The sequence below is a fragment of the Streptomyces sp. NPDC048254 genome (assembly GCF_043201895.1).
Classification (GTDB): Bacteria; Actinomycetota; Actinomycetes; order Streptomycetales; family Streptomycetaceae; genus Streptomyces.
This window is the reverse complement of the sequence record NZ_JBICZJ010000001.1, coordinates 1-16,944: the sequence shown is the minus strand read 5'-3', so window position 1 is coordinate 16,944 and position 16,944 is coordinate 1. Positions and strand designations below refer to the sequence as shown.

General features: G+C 71.3%; 14 protein-coding genes and 1 rRNA gene. 7 read left to right on the top strand and 8 right to left on the bottom strand.

Features of this window, described 5'->3' with window-relative positions; translation table 11 throughout:
- Positions 1–119 precede the first annotated feature (119 nt).
- A complete protein-coding gene (locus ACGFZQ_RS00075; RefSeq protein WP_351746666.1) occupies positions 120–695 on the top strand; it encodes a GNAT family N-acetyltransferase in 576 nt (191 codons plus the stop codon).
- Between the two features lie 49 nt (positions 696–744).
- Positions 745–1,935 carry a winged helix-turn-helix domain-containing protein gene (locus ACGFZQ_RS00070; RefSeq protein ID WP_393838460.1) on the top strand — a complete coding sequence of 397 codons (1,191 nt, stop codon included), beginning with the start codon at positions 745–747 and terminating at the stop codon, positions 1,933–1,935.
- A gap of 15 nt (positions 1,936–1,950) precedes the next feature.
- On the opposite strand, the gene ACGFZQ_RS00065 is transcribed toward ACGFZQ_RS00070, so the two are convergent.
- From ACGFZQ_RS00065 to mtnA, 7 genes are all read right to left on the bottom strand, one after another.
- Positions 1,951–2,697 carry a response regulator transcription factor gene (locus ACGFZQ_RS00065; protein ID WP_351701511.1) on the bottom strand — a complete coding sequence of 249 codons (747 nt, stop codon included), beginning with the start codon at positions 2,695–2,697 and terminating at the stop codon, positions 1,951–1,953.
- A 206-nt stretch (positions 2,698–2,903) separates the two neighbouring features.
- Complete coding sequence (gene hpf / locus ACGFZQ_RS00060; protein WP_393838459.1) at positions 2,904–3,596, bottom strand: ribosome hibernation-promoting factor, HPF/YfiA family; 693 nt, start codon at positions 3,594–3,596, stop codon at positions 2,904–2,906.
- 316 nt (positions 3,597–3,912) lie between these two features.
- Complete coding sequence (locus tag ACGFZQ_RS00055) at positions 3,913–4,926, bottom strand: ComF family protein (protein ID WP_393838458.1); 1,014 nt, start codon at positions 4,924–4,926, stop codon at positions 3,913–3,915.
- Positions 4,927–5,160: 234 nt separating this feature from the next.
- On the bottom strand, positions 5,161–6,999 hold the full coding sequence (locus ACGFZQ_RS00050) for an LpqB family beta-propeller domain-containing protein (protein WP_393838457.1): 1,839 nt from the start codon (positions 6,997–6,999) through the stop codon (positions 5,161–5,163).
- Positions 6,989–9,049: an MtrAB system histidine kinase MtrB gene (gene mtrB, locus ACGFZQ_RS00045; protein ID WP_393838456.1), complete on the bottom strand. Its 2,061-nt coding sequence runs from the start codon at positions 9,047–9,049 to the stop codon at positions 6,989–6,991. The genes ACGFZQ_RS00050 and mtrB overlap by 11 nt, the downstream gene beginning before the upstream one ends.
- 1 nt (position 9,050) lies before the next feature.
- A complete protein-coding gene (mtrA, locus tag ACGFZQ_RS00040) occupies positions 9,051–9,740 on the bottom strand; it encodes a two-component system response regulator MtrA (protein ID WP_187284748.1) in 690 nt (229 codons plus the stop codon).
- A gap of 4 nt (positions 9,741–9,744) precedes the next feature.
- On the bottom strand, positions 9,745–10,887 hold the full coding sequence (gene mtnA / locus ACGFZQ_RS00035; protein ID WP_351749291.1) for an S-methyl-5-thioribose-1-phosphate isomerase: 1,143 nt from the start codon (positions 10,885–10,887) through the stop codon (positions 9,745–9,747).
- A 140-nt stretch (positions 10,888–11,027) separates the two neighbouring features.
- Between mtnA and ACGFZQ_RS00030 the strand changes: the two genes are divergently transcribed.
- From ACGFZQ_RS00030 to ACGFZQ_RS00010, 5 genes are read left to right on the top strand one after another with little or no spacing between them, the layout of a single operon-like run.
- Positions 11,028–12,437, top strand: coding sequence for a hypothetical protein (locus ACGFZQ_RS00030; RefSeq protein ID WP_393838455.1), 1,410 nt, complete (start codon positions 11,028–11,030; stop codon positions 12,435–12,437).
- A gap of 4 nt (positions 12,438–12,441) precedes the next feature.
- A complete protein-coding gene (locus tag ACGFZQ_RS00025; protein WP_393838454.1) occupies positions 12,442–13,227 on the top strand; it encodes a DUF4129 domain-containing protein in 786 nt (261 codons plus the stop codon).
- Positions 13,224–14,420, top strand: a complete 1,197-nt coding sequence (locus ACGFZQ_RS00020) for a DUF4350 domain-containing protein (RefSeq protein WP_393838453.1) — start codon at positions 13,224–13,226, stop codon at positions 14,418–14,420. The genes ACGFZQ_RS00025 and ACGFZQ_RS00020 overlap by 4 nt, the downstream gene beginning before the upstream one ends.
- Entirely contained in the window at positions 14,420–15,409 is a 990-nt protein-coding gene (locus ACGFZQ_RS00015; RefSeq protein ID WP_393838452.1) for an AAA family ATPase, read from the top strand. The genes ACGFZQ_RS00020 and ACGFZQ_RS00015 overlap by 1 nt, the downstream gene beginning before the upstream one ends.
- The gene (locus tag ACGFZQ_RS00010; RefSeq protein ID WP_393838451.1) at positions 15,409–16,719 is read left to right on the top strand and encodes a DUF58 domain-containing protein; all 1,311 of its coding nucleotides are present in this window, start codon (positions 15,409–15,411) and stop codon (positions 16,717–16,719) included. The genes ACGFZQ_RS00015 and ACGFZQ_RS00010 overlap by 1 nt, the downstream gene beginning before the upstream one ends.
- A 130-nt stretch (positions 16,720–16,849) precedes the next feature.
- Here the strand turns inward: ACGFZQ_RS00010 and rrf are convergent.
- Positions 16,850–16,944 (bottom strand): 5S ribosomal RNA (gene rrf, locus ACGFZQ_RS00005); the annotation flags it as partial.

Genomic DNA, 16,944 nt, shown 5'->3' with positions numbered 1-16,944 from the left:
ACGGCCGTGGCACGCGGATAGTGCCGCATCCCGGCGAGGAATTGCGCGAACCGTGATCACACGGTCACGGAACGCGAAAGGGATGGCGTGCCGGGCGCCGGGCCGAGCAGAATCGGCCGATGGAACCCGTCACGCTCACCACGCCCCGTCTGCTCCTGCGCACGGTCGGCCCGCAGGACACCGAAGCGGTGTACACGGCCGTCCAGGACCCCGACATCCAGCGCTGGACGACGATTCCCTCGCCCTACCTCCCGGAACACGCCCGGAACTTCACGGAGCAGATGGTCCCCGACGGCTGGTCCGAGAGTTCGATGTTCACCTTCGGCGTCTTCCCGCCCACGGGGGAGCTGGCCGGGATGCTCGCCCTGACCATGCGCTCCCTCGGGGTGGCCGAGGTGGGTTTCTGGACCGCCAAGGAGCACCGTGGCCGCGGCTACACCACCGAGGCCACCCTCGCCGCCGCCCGCTGGGGGTTCACGCGGCTGGCGATCGACCGGGTCGAGTGGCGTGCCGAGGTCGGCAACCAGGGCTCCCGCGCGGTCGCGGAACGCGCCGGTTTCACCATCGAGGGAACCCTCCGCTCCGCCCTCAACAACAAGGGCGTACGACGCGACTGCTGGGTGGGCTCCCTGCTCCCGTCGGACCTGGGCCTGCCCTCGGCCGCGCCCTATCTGCCGACCCCGTCGCGGGGATGAACGCCCAGGTCGCAATGGGCTGTCAGTGCCACCCTCTATCGTCCGAGCCATGACGACCCTCCCGCGCCCCACCACCACCCTCTCGGCGGACGAAGCCCGCCGTATCGCCCTGAGGGCACAGGGCTTCCTCGGCGCCCCCGACCGCCGCTCGGGCGCCCGGGGCGTGCTCCGCCACCTCGGCGCGGTCCAGCTCGACACCATCTCGGTCCTCGCCCGCTCCCACGAGCTCATCCCGTACGCCCGCCTCGGCGCCGTCGGCCGCAAGACGGTCGAGGCCGCCTACTGGACGGACACGCACGCGTTCGAGTACTGGTCGCACGCGGCCTGCATCCTGCCCATCGAGGAGTGGCCGCACTTCGCCTTCCGCCGCCGCGCCTACCGCGACCGCCCGCACTGGGGCCACGAACTCCCCGACGGCGCCTACGACCAGGTCATCAAGCAGCTGCGCACCGAAGGGCCGCTGACCGCCACGGAATTGGGCGGCGCGAAGAAGACCAGCGAGTGGTGGGACTGGTCCGGCACCAAGGTCGCCGTGGAGCGCGCCCTGATGTACGGCGAGGTGGTGTGCGTCCAGCGGCGCGGCTGGAAGCGAGTGTACGACCTCGCCGAGCGCGCGGTCCCGGCCACGCTGCTGCACGACGACCTGGACGACACCGAGTGCCTGCGCCGCCTGGTCCGGCTGGCCGGGCAGTCGCTGGGCGTCGGCACGCGCGCGGACATCGCCGACTACCACCGGCTCAAGGGGGAGCAGGTCGACGCGGTGATCGCCGACTCGGGCCTGGTCCCGGTGGAGGTGGAGGGCTGGTCCAAGCCCGCCTGGGCGGACCCGGCGGCCCTGGCCACGCCTCCGCGCGGCCGGCACCGTACGACCCTGCTCTCCCCCTTCGACTCCCTGATCTGGGACCGGGCGCGCACCGAGCGGATCTTCGGCTTCACCCACCGCCTGGAGGCTTACGTCCCGAAGCCGAAGCGGGTGTACGGCTACTACGCGATGCCGGTGCTGGCCGGCGGCCGCCTGGTGGGCCGGGTGGACCCCGCACGTGAGGGCAGCGGCGTCCTGGTGGCGCGCCAGGTCACGCTGGACGGCCCGAAGGCGGTGCCGGCGGTGGCGGAGGCGCTCGTCGAGGCGGCGAGCTGGGTGAACTGCACGACGGTACGGGTCGAGCGGGTGGACACCCCCGAACTGCGCGAGCCGCTCGTCCGGGAAGTCACCCGCGCGCTGACGACCGCGCTGCGCTGACCGGCGTCGGCGGTCTCAGCGGATCTCCAGGATCTTCTCCCGCATCGCGTAGACCACCGCCTCCATCCTGGAGTGCAGCTGCAGCTTCTCCAGGATGTTGCGCACATGGTTCTTCACGGTGTTCTCGGAGATGAACAACTCCTTCGCGATATCGCGGTTGTTCATACCCGTGGCGACGAGTTTGAGTACTTCGAGTTCACGGTCGGTGAGCCGTGGCGCCGGCACCAGCCGGCGCTCGTCGGTGCGCTGGATCATCGACTTGAACTCGGTGAGGAGTTTCGACGCCATGGACGGGCTGATCTGCGACTGCCCGTCGGCCACCGCGCGAATGGCGGTGGCCACCTCGTCGGTCGAGATCTCCTTGAGGAGATATCCGGTCGCGCCCGCCTTGATCGCGTCGTAGAGATCGGCCTCTTCGTCGCTGATCGTCAGCATGATGATCTTCGCACTGGGCGCGACCTCCTTGATGGAGGTGCAGGCCTCGATACCGCCGCGTTTGGGCATCCGGACATCCATCAGCACGATGTCCGGCAGCAGGTCGGCGGCCTTGTCGACGGCTTCTGCACCGTCGCCCGCCTCCCCTACGACCTGGATGTCCTCCTCGGCGGCGAGCACGATCTCCAGACCGCGGCGGAAGAGGGCGTGGTCGTCCACGACAAGGACTCTGATCGGTTCCTTGCGCGAGGTGCCTCCCGCGTCCGGGCCCAGGCCGACGACGCCGCCGTCGGCGTCGTCCTGCATCGGTCCGAAGCTGTCCGCCATCGTTCCTCCCCCTGAAGGCTGTGGCCTGTGGTGCTGTGCCATCGCCAACCCAAGGCAGCGACCCACCGGTTGGGCCGTTGCGGCCATGATTCCATGCCCGGGTGACAACGCGGTGCCGGAGCGGGGTGCGAAGTGGTCGCGCACCGGTGCCCCCGGGGGCGCACACACGCTTCCAGGGGCACAGGTCCTGCTGCCGGGCGGGCGGGTCAGCCGCCCAGTGTGCCTCCCGCCGCCGGGGGTTGCGCCTGGGCCACCATCGGGTCCGTGCTGAGGTGGATGACGCCGTAGTCGTACGCGTGCCGCCGGTAGACGACGCTCGGCTCCTTGGTCTCGGAGTCGATGAACAGGTAGAAGTCGTGTCCGACCAGTTCCATCTCGTAGAGGGCCTGGTCGAGGCTCATCGGGGAGGCGACGTGGGTCTTCTCGCGGACGACGAGGGGGCCTTCGCCCTTCACCTCAAGGGAGCCCATCTTCTTGGTGGGCACACCGTCGGGCTCTTCCTCCCGGACAGGGCTGCCGTTCCCGTTGAGCGTCGCCGCGTCCGGGACGTGGTCGGGGACCTCGGCGGCCGGGATCCGCTGTGCGCCACGGCGCGAGAACCGCTTGTCGTGCTGCTTGCGCAGCCGCGCGTCCAGCTTCTCCGCCGCCAGGTCGAGTGCCGCGTACGGGTCACTGGCCGCTGCCTCCGCCCGGATCACCGGACCGCGGGAGCGAAGCGTGATCTCCACTCGGTCGCAACGGTCGGCCTGTCGGGGGTTGGGCTCCTTGGACACCTCGACGTCGAGGCTGATCACCTTGCCGTCGAGCTTCTGGATCTTCTCCAGCTTCAGCTTCTCGGCCACGTGCTTGCGGAACCGCTCGGGCACCTCGGTCTTGCGGCCCTTGACGACGATGTCCACGCAGAACTCCGTTCCCGGAGCGCTCCGCTCCACTGGCGGAGCATCTCCCTTTTTGCACCCAACTCCGGTGAACCCCGGAGCCTCGGACTCGGCGACTTCACCTCCTCCTCCCCCATGGGCAAGATCTGCACCCCAGCACCGCGATGATTACCGAAAACCCGCGGCACGGCATTCGGATACGGGAGGCATGGCCTGCGGCTTTCTCCCTCACAACCGAACATATCTCGCCCGGACGGATGTCGTCACCCTCTACTGATGCGTACCTCCATTCAGGTGAATTGGCCCGGTCACTACCTGCAACGATGGGCGTTCACAGTCAGTTCCGGTTCATTTCGAAAGAATCCGGTGCGGCCGCGACCACAGCCGCACGGATCGGCCACGCGGGGGCGTTCCCCTCGGCCATTCCCGGCGTGTCCCGTGTCCACTTCGCCCGCTCTTCCCTCGGTCCGGCGATCCGTTCCTCCCTACCTTCCCAAGCCGCGCACCGATACACGGCCGTTGTCTCCTCTGTCTCCTCTCCTGCCCCTTCGGGCCCCGTCCCCTCTCGTACCGCACGCGCCGCCTCCGCGAGGGTGGCGCCGGTCGTGACGAGGTCGTCGACGAGGACAACGGGGCCACCCGCGAGCAGCCGGACGCCGCCCGCCGTCACCTCCAGCGCGCCGTCGATGTTCGCCAGTCGCTGCCGGGAGTTGAGCCCCGACTGGTCGGCCACGGCCCGCCGCTGCCGCAGGACCGGGGCCACCCGGGCCGAAACCCCGGTGCGCCGCAACTCCGTGGCCGCCGCCAGGGCGATCCGGCGCACCGGATCGTGTCCGCGCGCCCGCACGGCCCAGGGCGCGGACGGCACCGGCACGAGAAGCACGGGCCCGCCGGCCCGGGCACCGCCGCTCCCGGCCCAGTTCCCGTCACCGGTCCTGTCACCGATCCCGGTCATCAGGCCACCGGTCTCGCCACCGGTCCCGCCCGTCGCGTCGTGGGCCCAGGACGCCACGATCCTCACGGTCCGCGTCGTCCGAGTCGTCCGGGCCGTCCGGCTCTCCCGGAGCCCGGCCCGCACCGCTCCCGCCAGAGCCGCGCCCAGGGCCCCGGCGAGCGCCAGCGCGCCCCGTTCCTTGTGGGCGAGGAGAGCCGCCCGTACCTCGTCCGCATAAGGCGCCGCCGCGTACACCGCCGGCAGCCCGAGCGGCTCCGGCACCGGTCGCACCCGGCGCGGTACGGCCCCGCTCAGGGCGGCACGGCACTCGGCACAGAGCACCGTGCGAGGCGTCCCACAGCCTCCGCACTCGGCCGGTAGCACCAGGTCGGTGAGGTCCTGCCACCACCCCCGCATGTGCCCACTGTGCCAATGCCCGGCCGCACCGGCCACCCCTGTGGACAACTGCCTGTGGACAACTCCACGGAACACACACAACGCGTCACCCACATGGGTAAGGAGACCGGTGTTCCACTCGGTAACGGTCGCCCTGGGCACACAAACAGCGGTTGCCCGCGCACAAAAACAAGACGGCCGTCCCGCCGGCTCCGCGCCGGACCGGGACGGCCGCTCTCACGCCGTTCTCCGCGCTCAGCCCGGATAGACCGGCACCGAACCGTCCTTGATCACCTTCTGCCACTGCGCCCCGGACGGCAGCCGGACGATCCCGTCGTCCTGCGAGTCGGCCACCAGCGGCACCCGGTCGTCCTCGGACGCGGCGATCGCCAGGACGCCCGTGAGGGCGGCGGGCGCCGGCCCGTCCGGCGTGGAGCCGTCGACCTGGACGTACCGCGTCTGCTGCACTCCGCCCTGCTCGCGCCCGACCACCACGAGCCGGCTGTCCCCGGCCCAGGACATCGCGGTGACCTCCTCGGCGCCAGGAGTGGCGGAACGCAGTTCGAGGACCGAAACCTCCTGCTGGTCCTCGGACTTGGTGCGCTCGATCCGCCCCACGAACAGCGACTGCTTGCCGTCCTTCTCCACGACGAGCGCGATCCGCACCCCGTCGGCGGCGACCCGCACCTCCTCGATACGGCCGTTCAGCTCGGGGATCTGCACTGCCAGGGGCTGGCCGACGCCCTGCGCCAGCATGTACAGCTGCGGCTTGGCGGGATCCCGGTCGGCCACCCACAGGTCGCCCCGGGCGTCCCAGCTCGGCGCCGTCAGCCGGTCGTCCTCGGTCGCTCCGTGGCTGGTCAGCACGGCGTCGCCCAGCGAACCGTCCGACGCGAGCGAGGTGACGTACAGGGACTTGGCGTCGCCCGTGACCCCGGCCGCGGTCCGCTCGTCGCGGGCGACCGCCACCGACCGCAGCGACTTGGTGCCCGCGCCGAACGGGCCCGGCACGGCGACCGCGCTGGTACCGGTACCGCCGGTCGTCATCCGCACCAGCCGGTGCTTGCTGTCGAGGAAGTACAGGTAGTCGGGCCGCTTGGCGGACGGGCGCCAGGCGGTGGCCTCGGCCTGATCCTCGGTGACGTCGCACATCCGGCCGCCGTTGACGGACTGCAGCGCGACCGACTCCACGGTGGGCGTCAGGCTCCGCAGCGTGAACAGCAACTGGGTCGCCATCTCGGTGCACTTGGCCGACCCGATCCGGGACGCCTTGACGTTCAGCGGCACGGTGACCTGGTTCTGGTCGTCCGGTGTCAGCCCGGACACACCCTTCTTCAGCGCCGTACCGGTCGGGAAGCTCGACCGGACCACCGGGCCGAGCCAGGTGGTGGGGCCCTTGATCAGCGAACGCACCAGCTGGGTCGTCGGATCCACCGGGCTGCGGACGAAGACCGGATCGGCGACCGCCACCGGCTGCCCGGTCTCCCCGGCCGAGGTGCCCGAGGCGAAGTAGTACTTGTTGACGGACGTGTAGTTGCGCTGGAAGTCGGACTTGCCCATCACCACGCCCTGCGGCAGCGAGTCGATCCGCCACTGCCCGCTCTTGGCGTCCTTCGTCAGATGCACCGTCCTCTGATACGCCCCGGCGACGGGCGTGTAAGCCTGCTGCACGTCGACCGTGGCCACCCGGCTGCCCTGCAGCGAGTAGGTGATGCTGTCCGTGCCATCCCGGCCGGCCTGCCGCGGGTCGGTCTGGATACTCGGCCCGTTCGCCAGCACCGTGGCCTGCGACTCCGGCCGCCAATTCTTCGCGGCGGCCGTGGTCAGGTACTTGCGCGCTGTGTCATAGCGCGGATCGTCGCTGGTCAGAGCCTCCAGGAAGCCCTGGACGATCTCGGTGGAGGAAGCGTCCTGCTGCGGCGGCATGGCGAACACCCGCACCTGCGTGTCCTGCCGTGGCGTGGACTCGACATCCCGCAGGTCGCCACTGTCCGGCATGGAGGCGCAGCCCGCCAGCAGTACGGCTCCGCAGGCGGCGTACGCCATCGCGCGCACCGGTCCGGGCCGCGCGCTCCCCTCGCGGTCAGCGACCACGAAATGCCTCCCCTGGCTTGTTCGACTCGTCCGGCCCGCCGACGCTCCCGTCGTCCGCCGGGCCGTTCCCGGGCGTGCCCTCCTGGCGCCGTGCGCCCCCATGGGGCCTGGGCACCACGCGCGCGCCGTTGCCCGGCAGCGCGGTCGGGTCTGCGGTGGGGGCCACGGTGGCCATCCGCTGTGCCATGGGAGCGAGCGCCGCCCCCTGTCCGCCGCCGGACTGCACCGGCACGGTGGCCCGCTTGTCCCCGCCACCGCTCGGCAGACCGGCGTCGTTGAGCCCCCGGTTACGCCGGGAGTCCTTGGGCTCCAGGGGTATCGGCGAGCCCCGCAGCGGCTCGTCAGCGGTCCGCGGCAGCGTCAGCCGGAACTGCGAACCGCCGCCCGGCTCCCCCCACGCCTGCAGCCAGCCGCCGTGCAGCCGCGCGTCCTCCAGGGCGATCGACAGCCCCAGGCCCGTACCGCCGGTGGCACGCGCGCGTGCCGGGTCCGCCCGCCAGAAGCGGCTGAAGACCCGGGTCGCCTCGCCGGGCTTGAGCCCGACGCCGTAGTCGCGCACCGCGATCGCCACCGCCCCGCCGGCCGAGGCCAGCTTGACGACGACGTCCTTGCCCTCGCCGTGCTCCACGGCGTTGACGACCAGGTTGCGCAGCACCCGCTCCACACGCCGGGTGTCCGCCTCGGCCACCACGGGCTGCAGGTCGCCGAGCACGCGTATGTGCGTGCCTTTCCGCTCCGCGAGCGGCGCGGCCCCGCTGACGACCCGCCGTACGACCTCTCTGAGGTCTATCGGCTCCGCCTCCAGCGCCGCCGCGCCCGCGTCGAAGCGGCTGATCTCCAGCAGGTCGGCGAGCAGCGACTCGAACCGGTCCAGCTGGTCGGCGAGCAGCTCCGCGGACCGCGCGGTCACCGGATCGAAGTCCTCGCGCGCCTCGTGGATGACGTCGGCCGCCATCCGCACGGTCGTCAACGGCGTACGCAGCTCGTGCGACACGTCCGACACGAACCGGCGCTGCATCCGCGACAGGTCCTCCAGCTGCTGGATCTTCAGCTGAAGGTTCTGCGCCATCTTGTTGAAGGCCTCGCCGAGCCGCGCGATGTCGTCCTCGCCGGTGACCTTCATCCGCTCCAAGAGCCGCCCGGCGGACAGCCGCTCGGCGATCCCGGCCGCCATCCGCACGGGTGTGACGACCTGCCGCACCACCAGCCAGGCGATGGCCCCGAGCAGTACGACGACGAAGAGCCCGGCGGTCGCGAGCGTGCCCTTGACCAGGCTGAGGGACTTCTCCTCCTGGGTGAGCGGGAAGAGGTAGTACAGCTCGTACGGGTCGCCGTTCGGATCGTTGACCTGCTTGCCGATGACCAGGGCGGGCTGCGAATCCTTGTCGCTGTCCTTGTAGACGATCCGCGTGTAGCTCTGCGCGGCCGTCATGCTGCCGTTGATCCGCGTGCGCAGGTCGTCGGGCACGCTGGACGTCGGGTCGACCTGGCCGGAGGCACGCGGACCGCGCCCGCCACCGCTGTTGTCGCCCGCGGGCAGCGTCACCACGTCGAAGGCGCCCTGGCCACCGCTGGAGAGGGACTCGACGAGGTCGCTCATCCACGGGGTGAGGTTCTGCGACTGCCGTCCGTCCGCCGACGCGGCGGTGTCACCGGTGCCGGCCGCGGCCTCGTCGGCCTTCTGCTTGGCCACCGCGAAACCGCCGGTGGCCTGGCTCTGCGAAGCCTTCACCTTGGCGTCCAGCAGGCCGTTGCGCACCTGCCCGATGACGACGAATCCGAGCAGCAGAACGACGCCCAGCGACATCAGCAGGGTCGTTGCGACGACCTTGAGCTGGATGTTGCGCCGCCACAGCCGCATGACCGGCAGCAGCGGCCGACGCACCCAGCGCATGAACAGCCGCAGCACCGGGCTGCCCTGGACCCCGCCCTGCAGCAGCCCGCCCTCGAAGAGCAGCGCCCAGCGCGAACCGGGCCGCTTGCCGCCGACAGGCCGCCCCGGACGGTCCCCGGACCGGCCGGGGGCCGAAGCGGCACTGTCCCCGGACATGTCAGCTCGGTCCGGCCTTGTATCCGACACCACGGACGGTCACCACGATCTCCGGCCGCTCCGGGTCCTTCTCGACCTTGGAGCGCAGCCGCTGGACGTGAACGTTGACGAGACGGGTGTCCGCCGCGTGCCGGTAGCCCCAGACCTGCTCCAGGAGCACCTCACGCGTGAACACCTGCCACGGCTTGCGGGCGAGCGCGACCAGCAGGTCGAACTCCAGCGGGGTCAGCGCGATCGACTGCCCGTCCCGCTTCACCGAGTGCCCGGCCACGTCGATGACCAGGTCACCTATGGCGAGCTGCTCCGGCGCCGGCTCCTCCGACCTGCGCAGCCTCGCCCGGATCCGGGCGACCAGCTCCTTCGGCTTGAACGGCTTCACGATGTAGTCGTCCGCACCCGACTCCAGGCCCACGACCACATCGACGGTGTCGCTCTTCGCCGTGAGCATCACGATCGGCACCCCGGACTCCGCCCTGATCAGGCGGCACACCTCGATACCGTCCCGGCCGGGCAGCATCAGATCCAGCAGCACCAGATCGGGCTTGCTCTCCCGGAAAGCGGCCAGCGCCTTGTCGCCGTCGGCTACGAAAGACGGCTCAAAACCTTCACCACGCAACACAATGCCGAGCATCTCGGCCAGTGCGGTGTCGTCGTCGACGACAAGGACTCGTCCCTTCATAAACGACATCATCCCATTAGCTAATCGTTACCTGGCGTGACCTGGCACACAGCTCGGCAAGGGCCTCAGCCGTCACGGGCGAAACGGCGCCTTCCTCGGTGACGATCGCCGTCACCAACTCGGGCGGCGTCACGTCGAACGCCGGGTTGTACGCCTGGGTCCCCAGGGGTGCCACCGGAATCCCGCCTCCCGCTCCCGTCACCGGCACCTGCGGTGCTGTGATCTCGGTCACCTCATATCCGGGGCGCTGTTCGACCTCGATGGACGCCCCGTCCGGCGTCTCCAAATCCACCGTCGTCACCGGCGCCACCACGATGAACGGCACATGGTGGTACCGCGCGAGCACCGCGAGCGGATAGCTCCCCACCTTGTTCGCCACCGAACCGTCGGCCGCGATCCGGTCCGCCCCGATCAGCACCGCGTCCACCTCCCCCGCCGCGAACAGCGAACCGGCCGCGTTGTCGGTGAGCAAGGTGTACGCCATGCCGCTGCGAGCCGCTTCGTATGCCGTCAGGCGAGCACCTTGCAGCAACGGACGCGTTTCGTCCACCCAGAGCCGCCGGAGCCGTCCTGCCCGATGTGCCCGCAGGGCCACCGCGAACGCCGTTCCCTCCCCTCCCGACACCAGCGAACCGGTGTTGCAGTGGGTGAGGATCCGGTGCCCTCCGCCCGGCAGCAACTCGTCCAGAAGCGCCAGCCCGTGCCCGGCCATCCGGGCGCTGGCCTCGGCATCTTCCCGGTGCAGCGCCCGCGCCGCGACCAGCGCCGCCACGGCCGCCGCCCCGCTGTCACCGCTCTTGGCCAGAGCCGACCGGTACGCCGAAGCAGCCCTGCGCACCCCGACAGAAAGATTCACGGCCGTGGGCCGGGCACCCGCCAGCGCCGCCGCGGCCTCGTCCACGTCGAAACCCCGCACGGCGGCGAGCGCGACGCCGTACGCCCCCGCTATCCCGAGCAGCGGCGCCCCGCGCACCGCGAGCGTCCGGATCGCCTCCACCAGCGCCGACGCATCCGTGCACACCAGCTCGACCTCCTCGGCCGGCAGTCTGGTCTGGTCAAGAAGGACCACCACGGGACCTTCGGGCGGCTCCTCCCACCGGATCACGGGCATTCCCGTCGGCCGCTTGTCCTCGCCGGTTTGCGCGTACTGATCAGCCATGCCGTCAGTCTGCCCCGTATCCGGCGGACAATTGAAGGTGCGGAGCCTGTACCGCGGCAGGTCACTGGGTGACCACCCCATGGCACGATGGCAGCCAACCTGCCACCGCGACCGCGGACGGGCACCGTGAAGGAGCTTCGATGAACGACACTCCGGGCTGGGCCTCGCCCGGATCCGCCCCGTCCGACGGGCGGGAACCCGGCGCGTCCGCCCCTGCCGACCGCCCCGTCCCCGCAGGCCCTGCCGAGCAGCCCACCGATCAACCGGGTACGGACCCACAGGGCTCCGGCTCGAAGTGGTCCAAGGAGCAGCCACCGCCCGGCCAGTGGTCCGCGCCCACGGGAGCCCCGGCACCGGGCCAGGCACCGCCGCCCCCACCCCCCGGCCCCGGCTGGGGCGGCCAGCCCCCCGGCGGCGGTTACGGAGGCTACGGCGGCCCCGGCGTGCCCGGCCCCGGCGGTTACGGCGCCCCGGGCGGATACGGGCCGCCCGGCGGATACGGCCCGCCCGGCGGTTACGGAGCCTGGGGCGGTGGCTGGGGCGGTCCCCCGCCCGCCGCCAAGCCCGGCGTGATCCCGCTGCGCCCGCTCGGCGTCGGCGAGATCCTCGACGGCGCCGTCTCCACGATGCGCACCTACTGGCGCACGGTCCTCGGCATCTCGCTGACGGTCGCCGTCGTCACCCAGGTCGCGGTGATCCTCCTCCAGGGTCTCGTCCTGAACGACACCGAGACCACCGACGCCCTCAACGACCCGAGCGCCTCCCTCAGCGAGGTGTCCCGCGCCGCGGGCGAGGTCATGCTCAGCTCGGGTGCCGTCCTGCTGATCTCGCTGGTCGGCACCATCATCGCGACAGCCCTGCTGACCACGGTCACCAGCCGCGCCGTGCTCGGCAGGTCCGTGACCACCGGCGAGGCCTGGCGCGACGCCCGCCCGCAGGTCATCAAACTGTTCGGCCTCATCGTCCTGATGGGACTCATCGCGGTCGGCATCCTGCTCGTCGGCGCACTGCCCGGCATCGTCGTCGCGATCACGGGCGGCCCGGGCGGCGCCATCGCCGCCCTGCTCATCGTGGGCATCCTCGCGGGCGCCGTCGTCACCCTGTGGCTGATGATCCGCTTCTCCCTGGCCTCCCCCGCCCTGATGCTGGAGAAGCAGAGCATCACGAAGTCCCTGGGCCGCTCCGCCAAGCTTGTCCGCGGCTCCTGGTGGCGGGTCTTCGGCATCCAGATCCTGGCAACGATCATCGCCAACATCGTCTCCTCGATCGCCGTGATCCCCTTCGCCGTAGGCGCCGCCTTCCTCAGCGGCGACGGCTTCACCGGCTTCCTCGAGAGCAGCAACGCCGGCGTCGGCTGGACGTTCCTCATCGTCAGCGGCATCGGCTCGGTGATCGGCTCCATGCTCACCTTCCCGATCAACGCGGGCGTCACCGTGCTCCTCTACATCGACCAGCGCATCCGCCGCGAGGCCCTCGACCTCGAACTGGCCCGCGCCGCCGGTGTCGAGAACTACGGCACCAGCACCCCCGGCACCGTCCCGGGGAGCTGATGCGGTGAGCTCGACGGGGGGAGTCTTCACAGCGGTGCCGGCGGCCCTGCCGCGCGCCGCCGACGAGGCCGTACGCGGCCTGCTGCGGGCCCGGGAGACGGTCCTGCTGTCGCTGACCGGCTCGGGCGACGAACCGCCCGTGACGATCCCGCGCGACCCCGCACGGGAGGCGGCACGGCATGAGCTGTCCAAGCGGATGTACCACGAGAACGACCCCGGGCTGTTCCAACGCGCACTGAACGCCGCCCTGGACTGGGTCGATCGCATGCTCTCCGCCGCCGCGTCCGCAACGCCCGGAGGCACGCTGGGCCTCGTCGTCGTGGTCCTGGCCGTCGTCGCCGTTCTGGGCGCCCTGTGGTGGCGCCTGGGCACCCCGCGCCGCCAACCCGCCTCTGCCGCCGCCCTGTTCGACGACCGCCCCCGCAGCGCCGCCGAACACCGCGCGGCCGCGGAGGCACACGCCGCCCAGGGCCACTGGAACCAGGCCCTCCAGGAACGCATGCGTGCCGTCGTCCGCGCCCTGGAGGAACGCGCCCTGCTCGATGCCCGCCCGGGCCGCACCGCCGACGAGGCCGCCGCCGAAGCCGGCCGCGTCCTGCCCGCCCACACGGACCGGCTGCGCGCCGCCGCCCGGGAGTTCGACGACGTGACGTACGGCGGCCGCAGGGCGACCCAAGCGTCGTACGAGCGCATCGCCGAACTCGACCGAGACCTGGAACGCACCAGGCCGATACTCGCCAGCAGCACCCCGAGCACCGCCCACAACACCCGCCAGGGAGCCGCCGAATGACCACCGGCGTAGCCCTCCCGCCCACCTCCACCGCGCCCACCACCCGCCAGGTGTGGACCCGGACCCGGGGCATCGTCCTCGCCGTGGTGCTCCTCCTGGCCGGTGCTGTCGCCATCGCCGTCGTCCGCTCCGACAGCAGGCACGGCATCCTCGACCCACGCTCCGCCGACCCCTACGGCAGCCGCGCCGTCGCCGAACTCCTCGCCGACCGGGGCGTGTCCACCCGCTTGGTCACCACCCTGGCCGAGGCCCGCGCCGCGGCCGGCCGCGACACCACCCTGCTCGTCGCCGTCCCCGACCTGCTCACCCCGGATCAGCAGTCCCAGCTGCGAGTGTCGACCGCTGCTTCGGGCGGCCGCACGATCCTGGTCGCCGCCGGCAGCACGTCCGTCGAACGGCTCGCCCCCGGAGTCACCGCCGACCCCGCCACCAGCCTGAAGTCCACGCTCGACCCCCACTGCAGCCTGGCCGAGGCCCGCCGCGCGGGCAGCGCCGACACCGGTGGCATCCGCTACACCACCACCCACCTCGACGCCGACTCCTGCTACCCCAGTCAGCGCCTGGCCACCCTGATCCGCGTCCCCGCTGCCTCCGGAGGCGGCGACACCGTCGTCCTGGGTGCGCCCGACATCCTGCTCAACGACCGTCTCGACGAGCAGGGCAACGCCTCGCTCGCACTCCAACTCCTCGGCTCCCGCCACCATCTGGTCTGGTACCTCCCCTCGCTCTCCGACGCCTCGGCCTCCGGCACGGGCAACCAGAAGTCCTTGTTCGACCTGCTCCCTTCCGGCTGGCTCTGGGGCACACTCCAGCTCTTCTTCGCCGCGGCCCTCGCCGCCTTCTGGCGGGCGCGCCGACTCGGCCCCCTGGTGCCCGAGAAACTCCCCGTGGCGATCCGCGCCTCCGAAACCGTCGAAGGCCGCGCCCGCCTCTACCGCAAAGCCAACGCCCGCGACCGGGCGGCCGCCGCTCTTCGCTCCACCGCTCGCACCCGCCTCGCCCCCCTCGTCGGCGTCCCCGTCTCCCAGGCGCACGCGCCCGAGGCCCTGCTCCCCGCACTGTCCGCCCACCTCCATGGCGACGGCCAGGCACTGCACTCCCTCCTCTTCGGTCCGCCGCCCGGCGACGACGCGGCCCTCATCGCCCTCACCGACCAACTCGACGCCCTCGAAAGAGAGGTACGCCGTCCATGATGGACCCGACCACTGACAACGCCGGGAACACCGGGAACCCGGCCGACGCCCGGGCCTCCCTGGAGGCCCTGCGCGCCGAGATCGCCAAAGCCGTGGTCGGCCAGGACCCCGCCGTGACCGGCCTCGTCGTCGCTCTCCTCTGCCGCGGACACGTGCTACTTGAAGGAGTCCCCGGGGTCGCCAAAACGTTGCTCGTCCGCGCCCTCGCCGCCGCGCTCGAACTGGACACCAAGCGCGTCCAGTTCACCCCGGACCTCATGCCGAGCGACATCACGGGCTCCCTGGTCTACGACATCCGCACCGCCGAGTTCTCCTTCCAGCCCGGCCCGGTCTTCACCAACCTCCTCCTCGCGGACGAGATCAACCGCACCCCGCCCAAGACCCAGTCGGCCCTCCTCGAAGCCATGGAGGAACGCCAGGTCACGGTCGACGGCACATCGCGCCCGCTCCCCGACCCGTTCCTGGTCGCCGCGACCCAGAACCCGGTCGAGTACGAGGGCACGTATCCCCTCCCGGAAGCCCAACTCGACCGTTTCCTCCTCAAGCTGACGATCCCTCTCCCCTCCCGCCAGGACGAGATCGACGTCCTCACCCGCCACGCCGAGGGCTTCAACCCGCGTGACCTGCGTGCCGCCGGCGTACGCCCCGTGGCCGGCCCCGCCGCCCTCGAAGCCGCCCGCGCCGCGGTCGCCAAGACGACCGTCTCACCCGAGATCACCGCCTACGTGGTGGACATCTGCCGCGCCACCCGCGAGTCGCCGTCCCTCACCCTCGGTGTCTCCCCACGCGGCGCAACCGCTCTCCTGGCCACCTCGCGCGCATGGGCCTGGCTGACCGGCCGCGACTACGTCATCCCCGACGACGTCAAGGCCCTCGCCCTGCCCACCCTCCGCCACCGTGTCCAGCTCCGCCCCGAGGCCGAGATGGAAGGCGTGACGGCCGACTCCGTCATCAACGCGATCCTCGCCCACGTCCCGGTACCCCGCTGATGCCCCTCACCGGACGCGCCGCCCTCCTCGCGGCAATCGGATCGATCCCCATCGGCATCTGGGAACCGAGCTGGACGGGCATCCTCGCGGTGAACGGTCCGCTCGCCCTGGCCTGCGCCTGCGACTTCGCCCTGGCCGCTCCGGTACGACGGCTCGGGCTGACCCGCTCCGGTGACACATCCGCGCGCCTCGGTGAGACCGCCGACGTCACCCTGACCGTGACCAACCCGTCCGGACGCATCCTCCGGGCCCGGCTCAGGGACGGCTGGCCGCCGAGCAGCTGGCAGCCCGGCACGGAGATCGACGCTTCACGCCACCGCCTCACTGTGCCGCCGGGTGAACGTCGGCGCGTGACGACCCGCCTGCGCCCCACCCGCCGCGGCGACCGGCAGGCAGACCGCGTCACGATCCGCTCCTACGGCCCCCTCGGGCTGTTCTCCCGCCAGGGAGGTCACAAAGTGCCCTGGTCTGTACGGGTTCTGCCCCCGTTCACCAGCCGAAAGCACCTACCGTCGAAACTCGCCCGATTGCGTGAACTCGACGGCCGCACCAGCGTCCTGACCCGCGGCGAGGGCACCGAATTCGACAGCCTGCGCGAGTACGTTCCCGGCGACGACACCCGCTCCATCGACTGGCGCGCCACGGCACGCCAGTCGGCGGTCGCCGTACGGACCTGGCGTCCGGAACGCGATCGCCACATCCTCCTGGTCCTCGACACCGGCCGCACTTCCGCCGGCCGCGTCGGCGACGCCCCACGTCTGGACGCCTCGATGGACGCGGCACTCCTCCTCGCCGCCCTCGCCTCACGCGCGGGTGACCGCGTGGATCTACTCGCCTACGACCGCCGAGTCCGCGCGCTCGTCCAGGGCCGCGCCGCGGGCGATGTCCTCCCGTCCTTGGTCAACGCGATGGCCATGCTGGAGCCCGAGCTCGTCGAAACAGATGCGCGCGGACTCACGGCCACGGCGCTCCGTACGGCTCCACGCCGTTCCCTGATCGTCCTTCTGACGACGCTCGACGCGGCACCCGTCGAACAGGGCCTGCTTCCCGTTCTCTCCCAACTGACCCAACGCCATACGGTCCTGATTGCTTCAGTGGCGGACCCGCGTGTCGCCCGCATGGCGACGGCACGCGGAAACGCCGACGCGGTGTATGAGGCGGCGGCCGCAGCACAGGCGCAGAGCGAACGGCACCGCACCGCAGAACAACTCCGTCGGCACGGTGTGACGGTTGTGGACGCGACGCCTGAAGATCTCGCTCCCGCATTGGCCGACGCCTATCTGGCCTTGAAAGCGGCGGGCCGGCTCTGAAACTCCGTGGCAGGCCCGCCGTCGGGCCTGCCAATTCCTCCGCGTATCCAAGAACACCCAGAGAATCCAAGAACACCCGGAAATGCAGAAAGGCCCACGCCATGACGGCGTGGGCCTTCCCCTAAAATTTGTTCGGCGGTGTCCTACTCTCCCACAGGGTCCCCCCTGCAGTACCATCGGCGCTGTAAGGCTTAGCTTCCGGGTTCGGAATGTAACCGGGCGTTT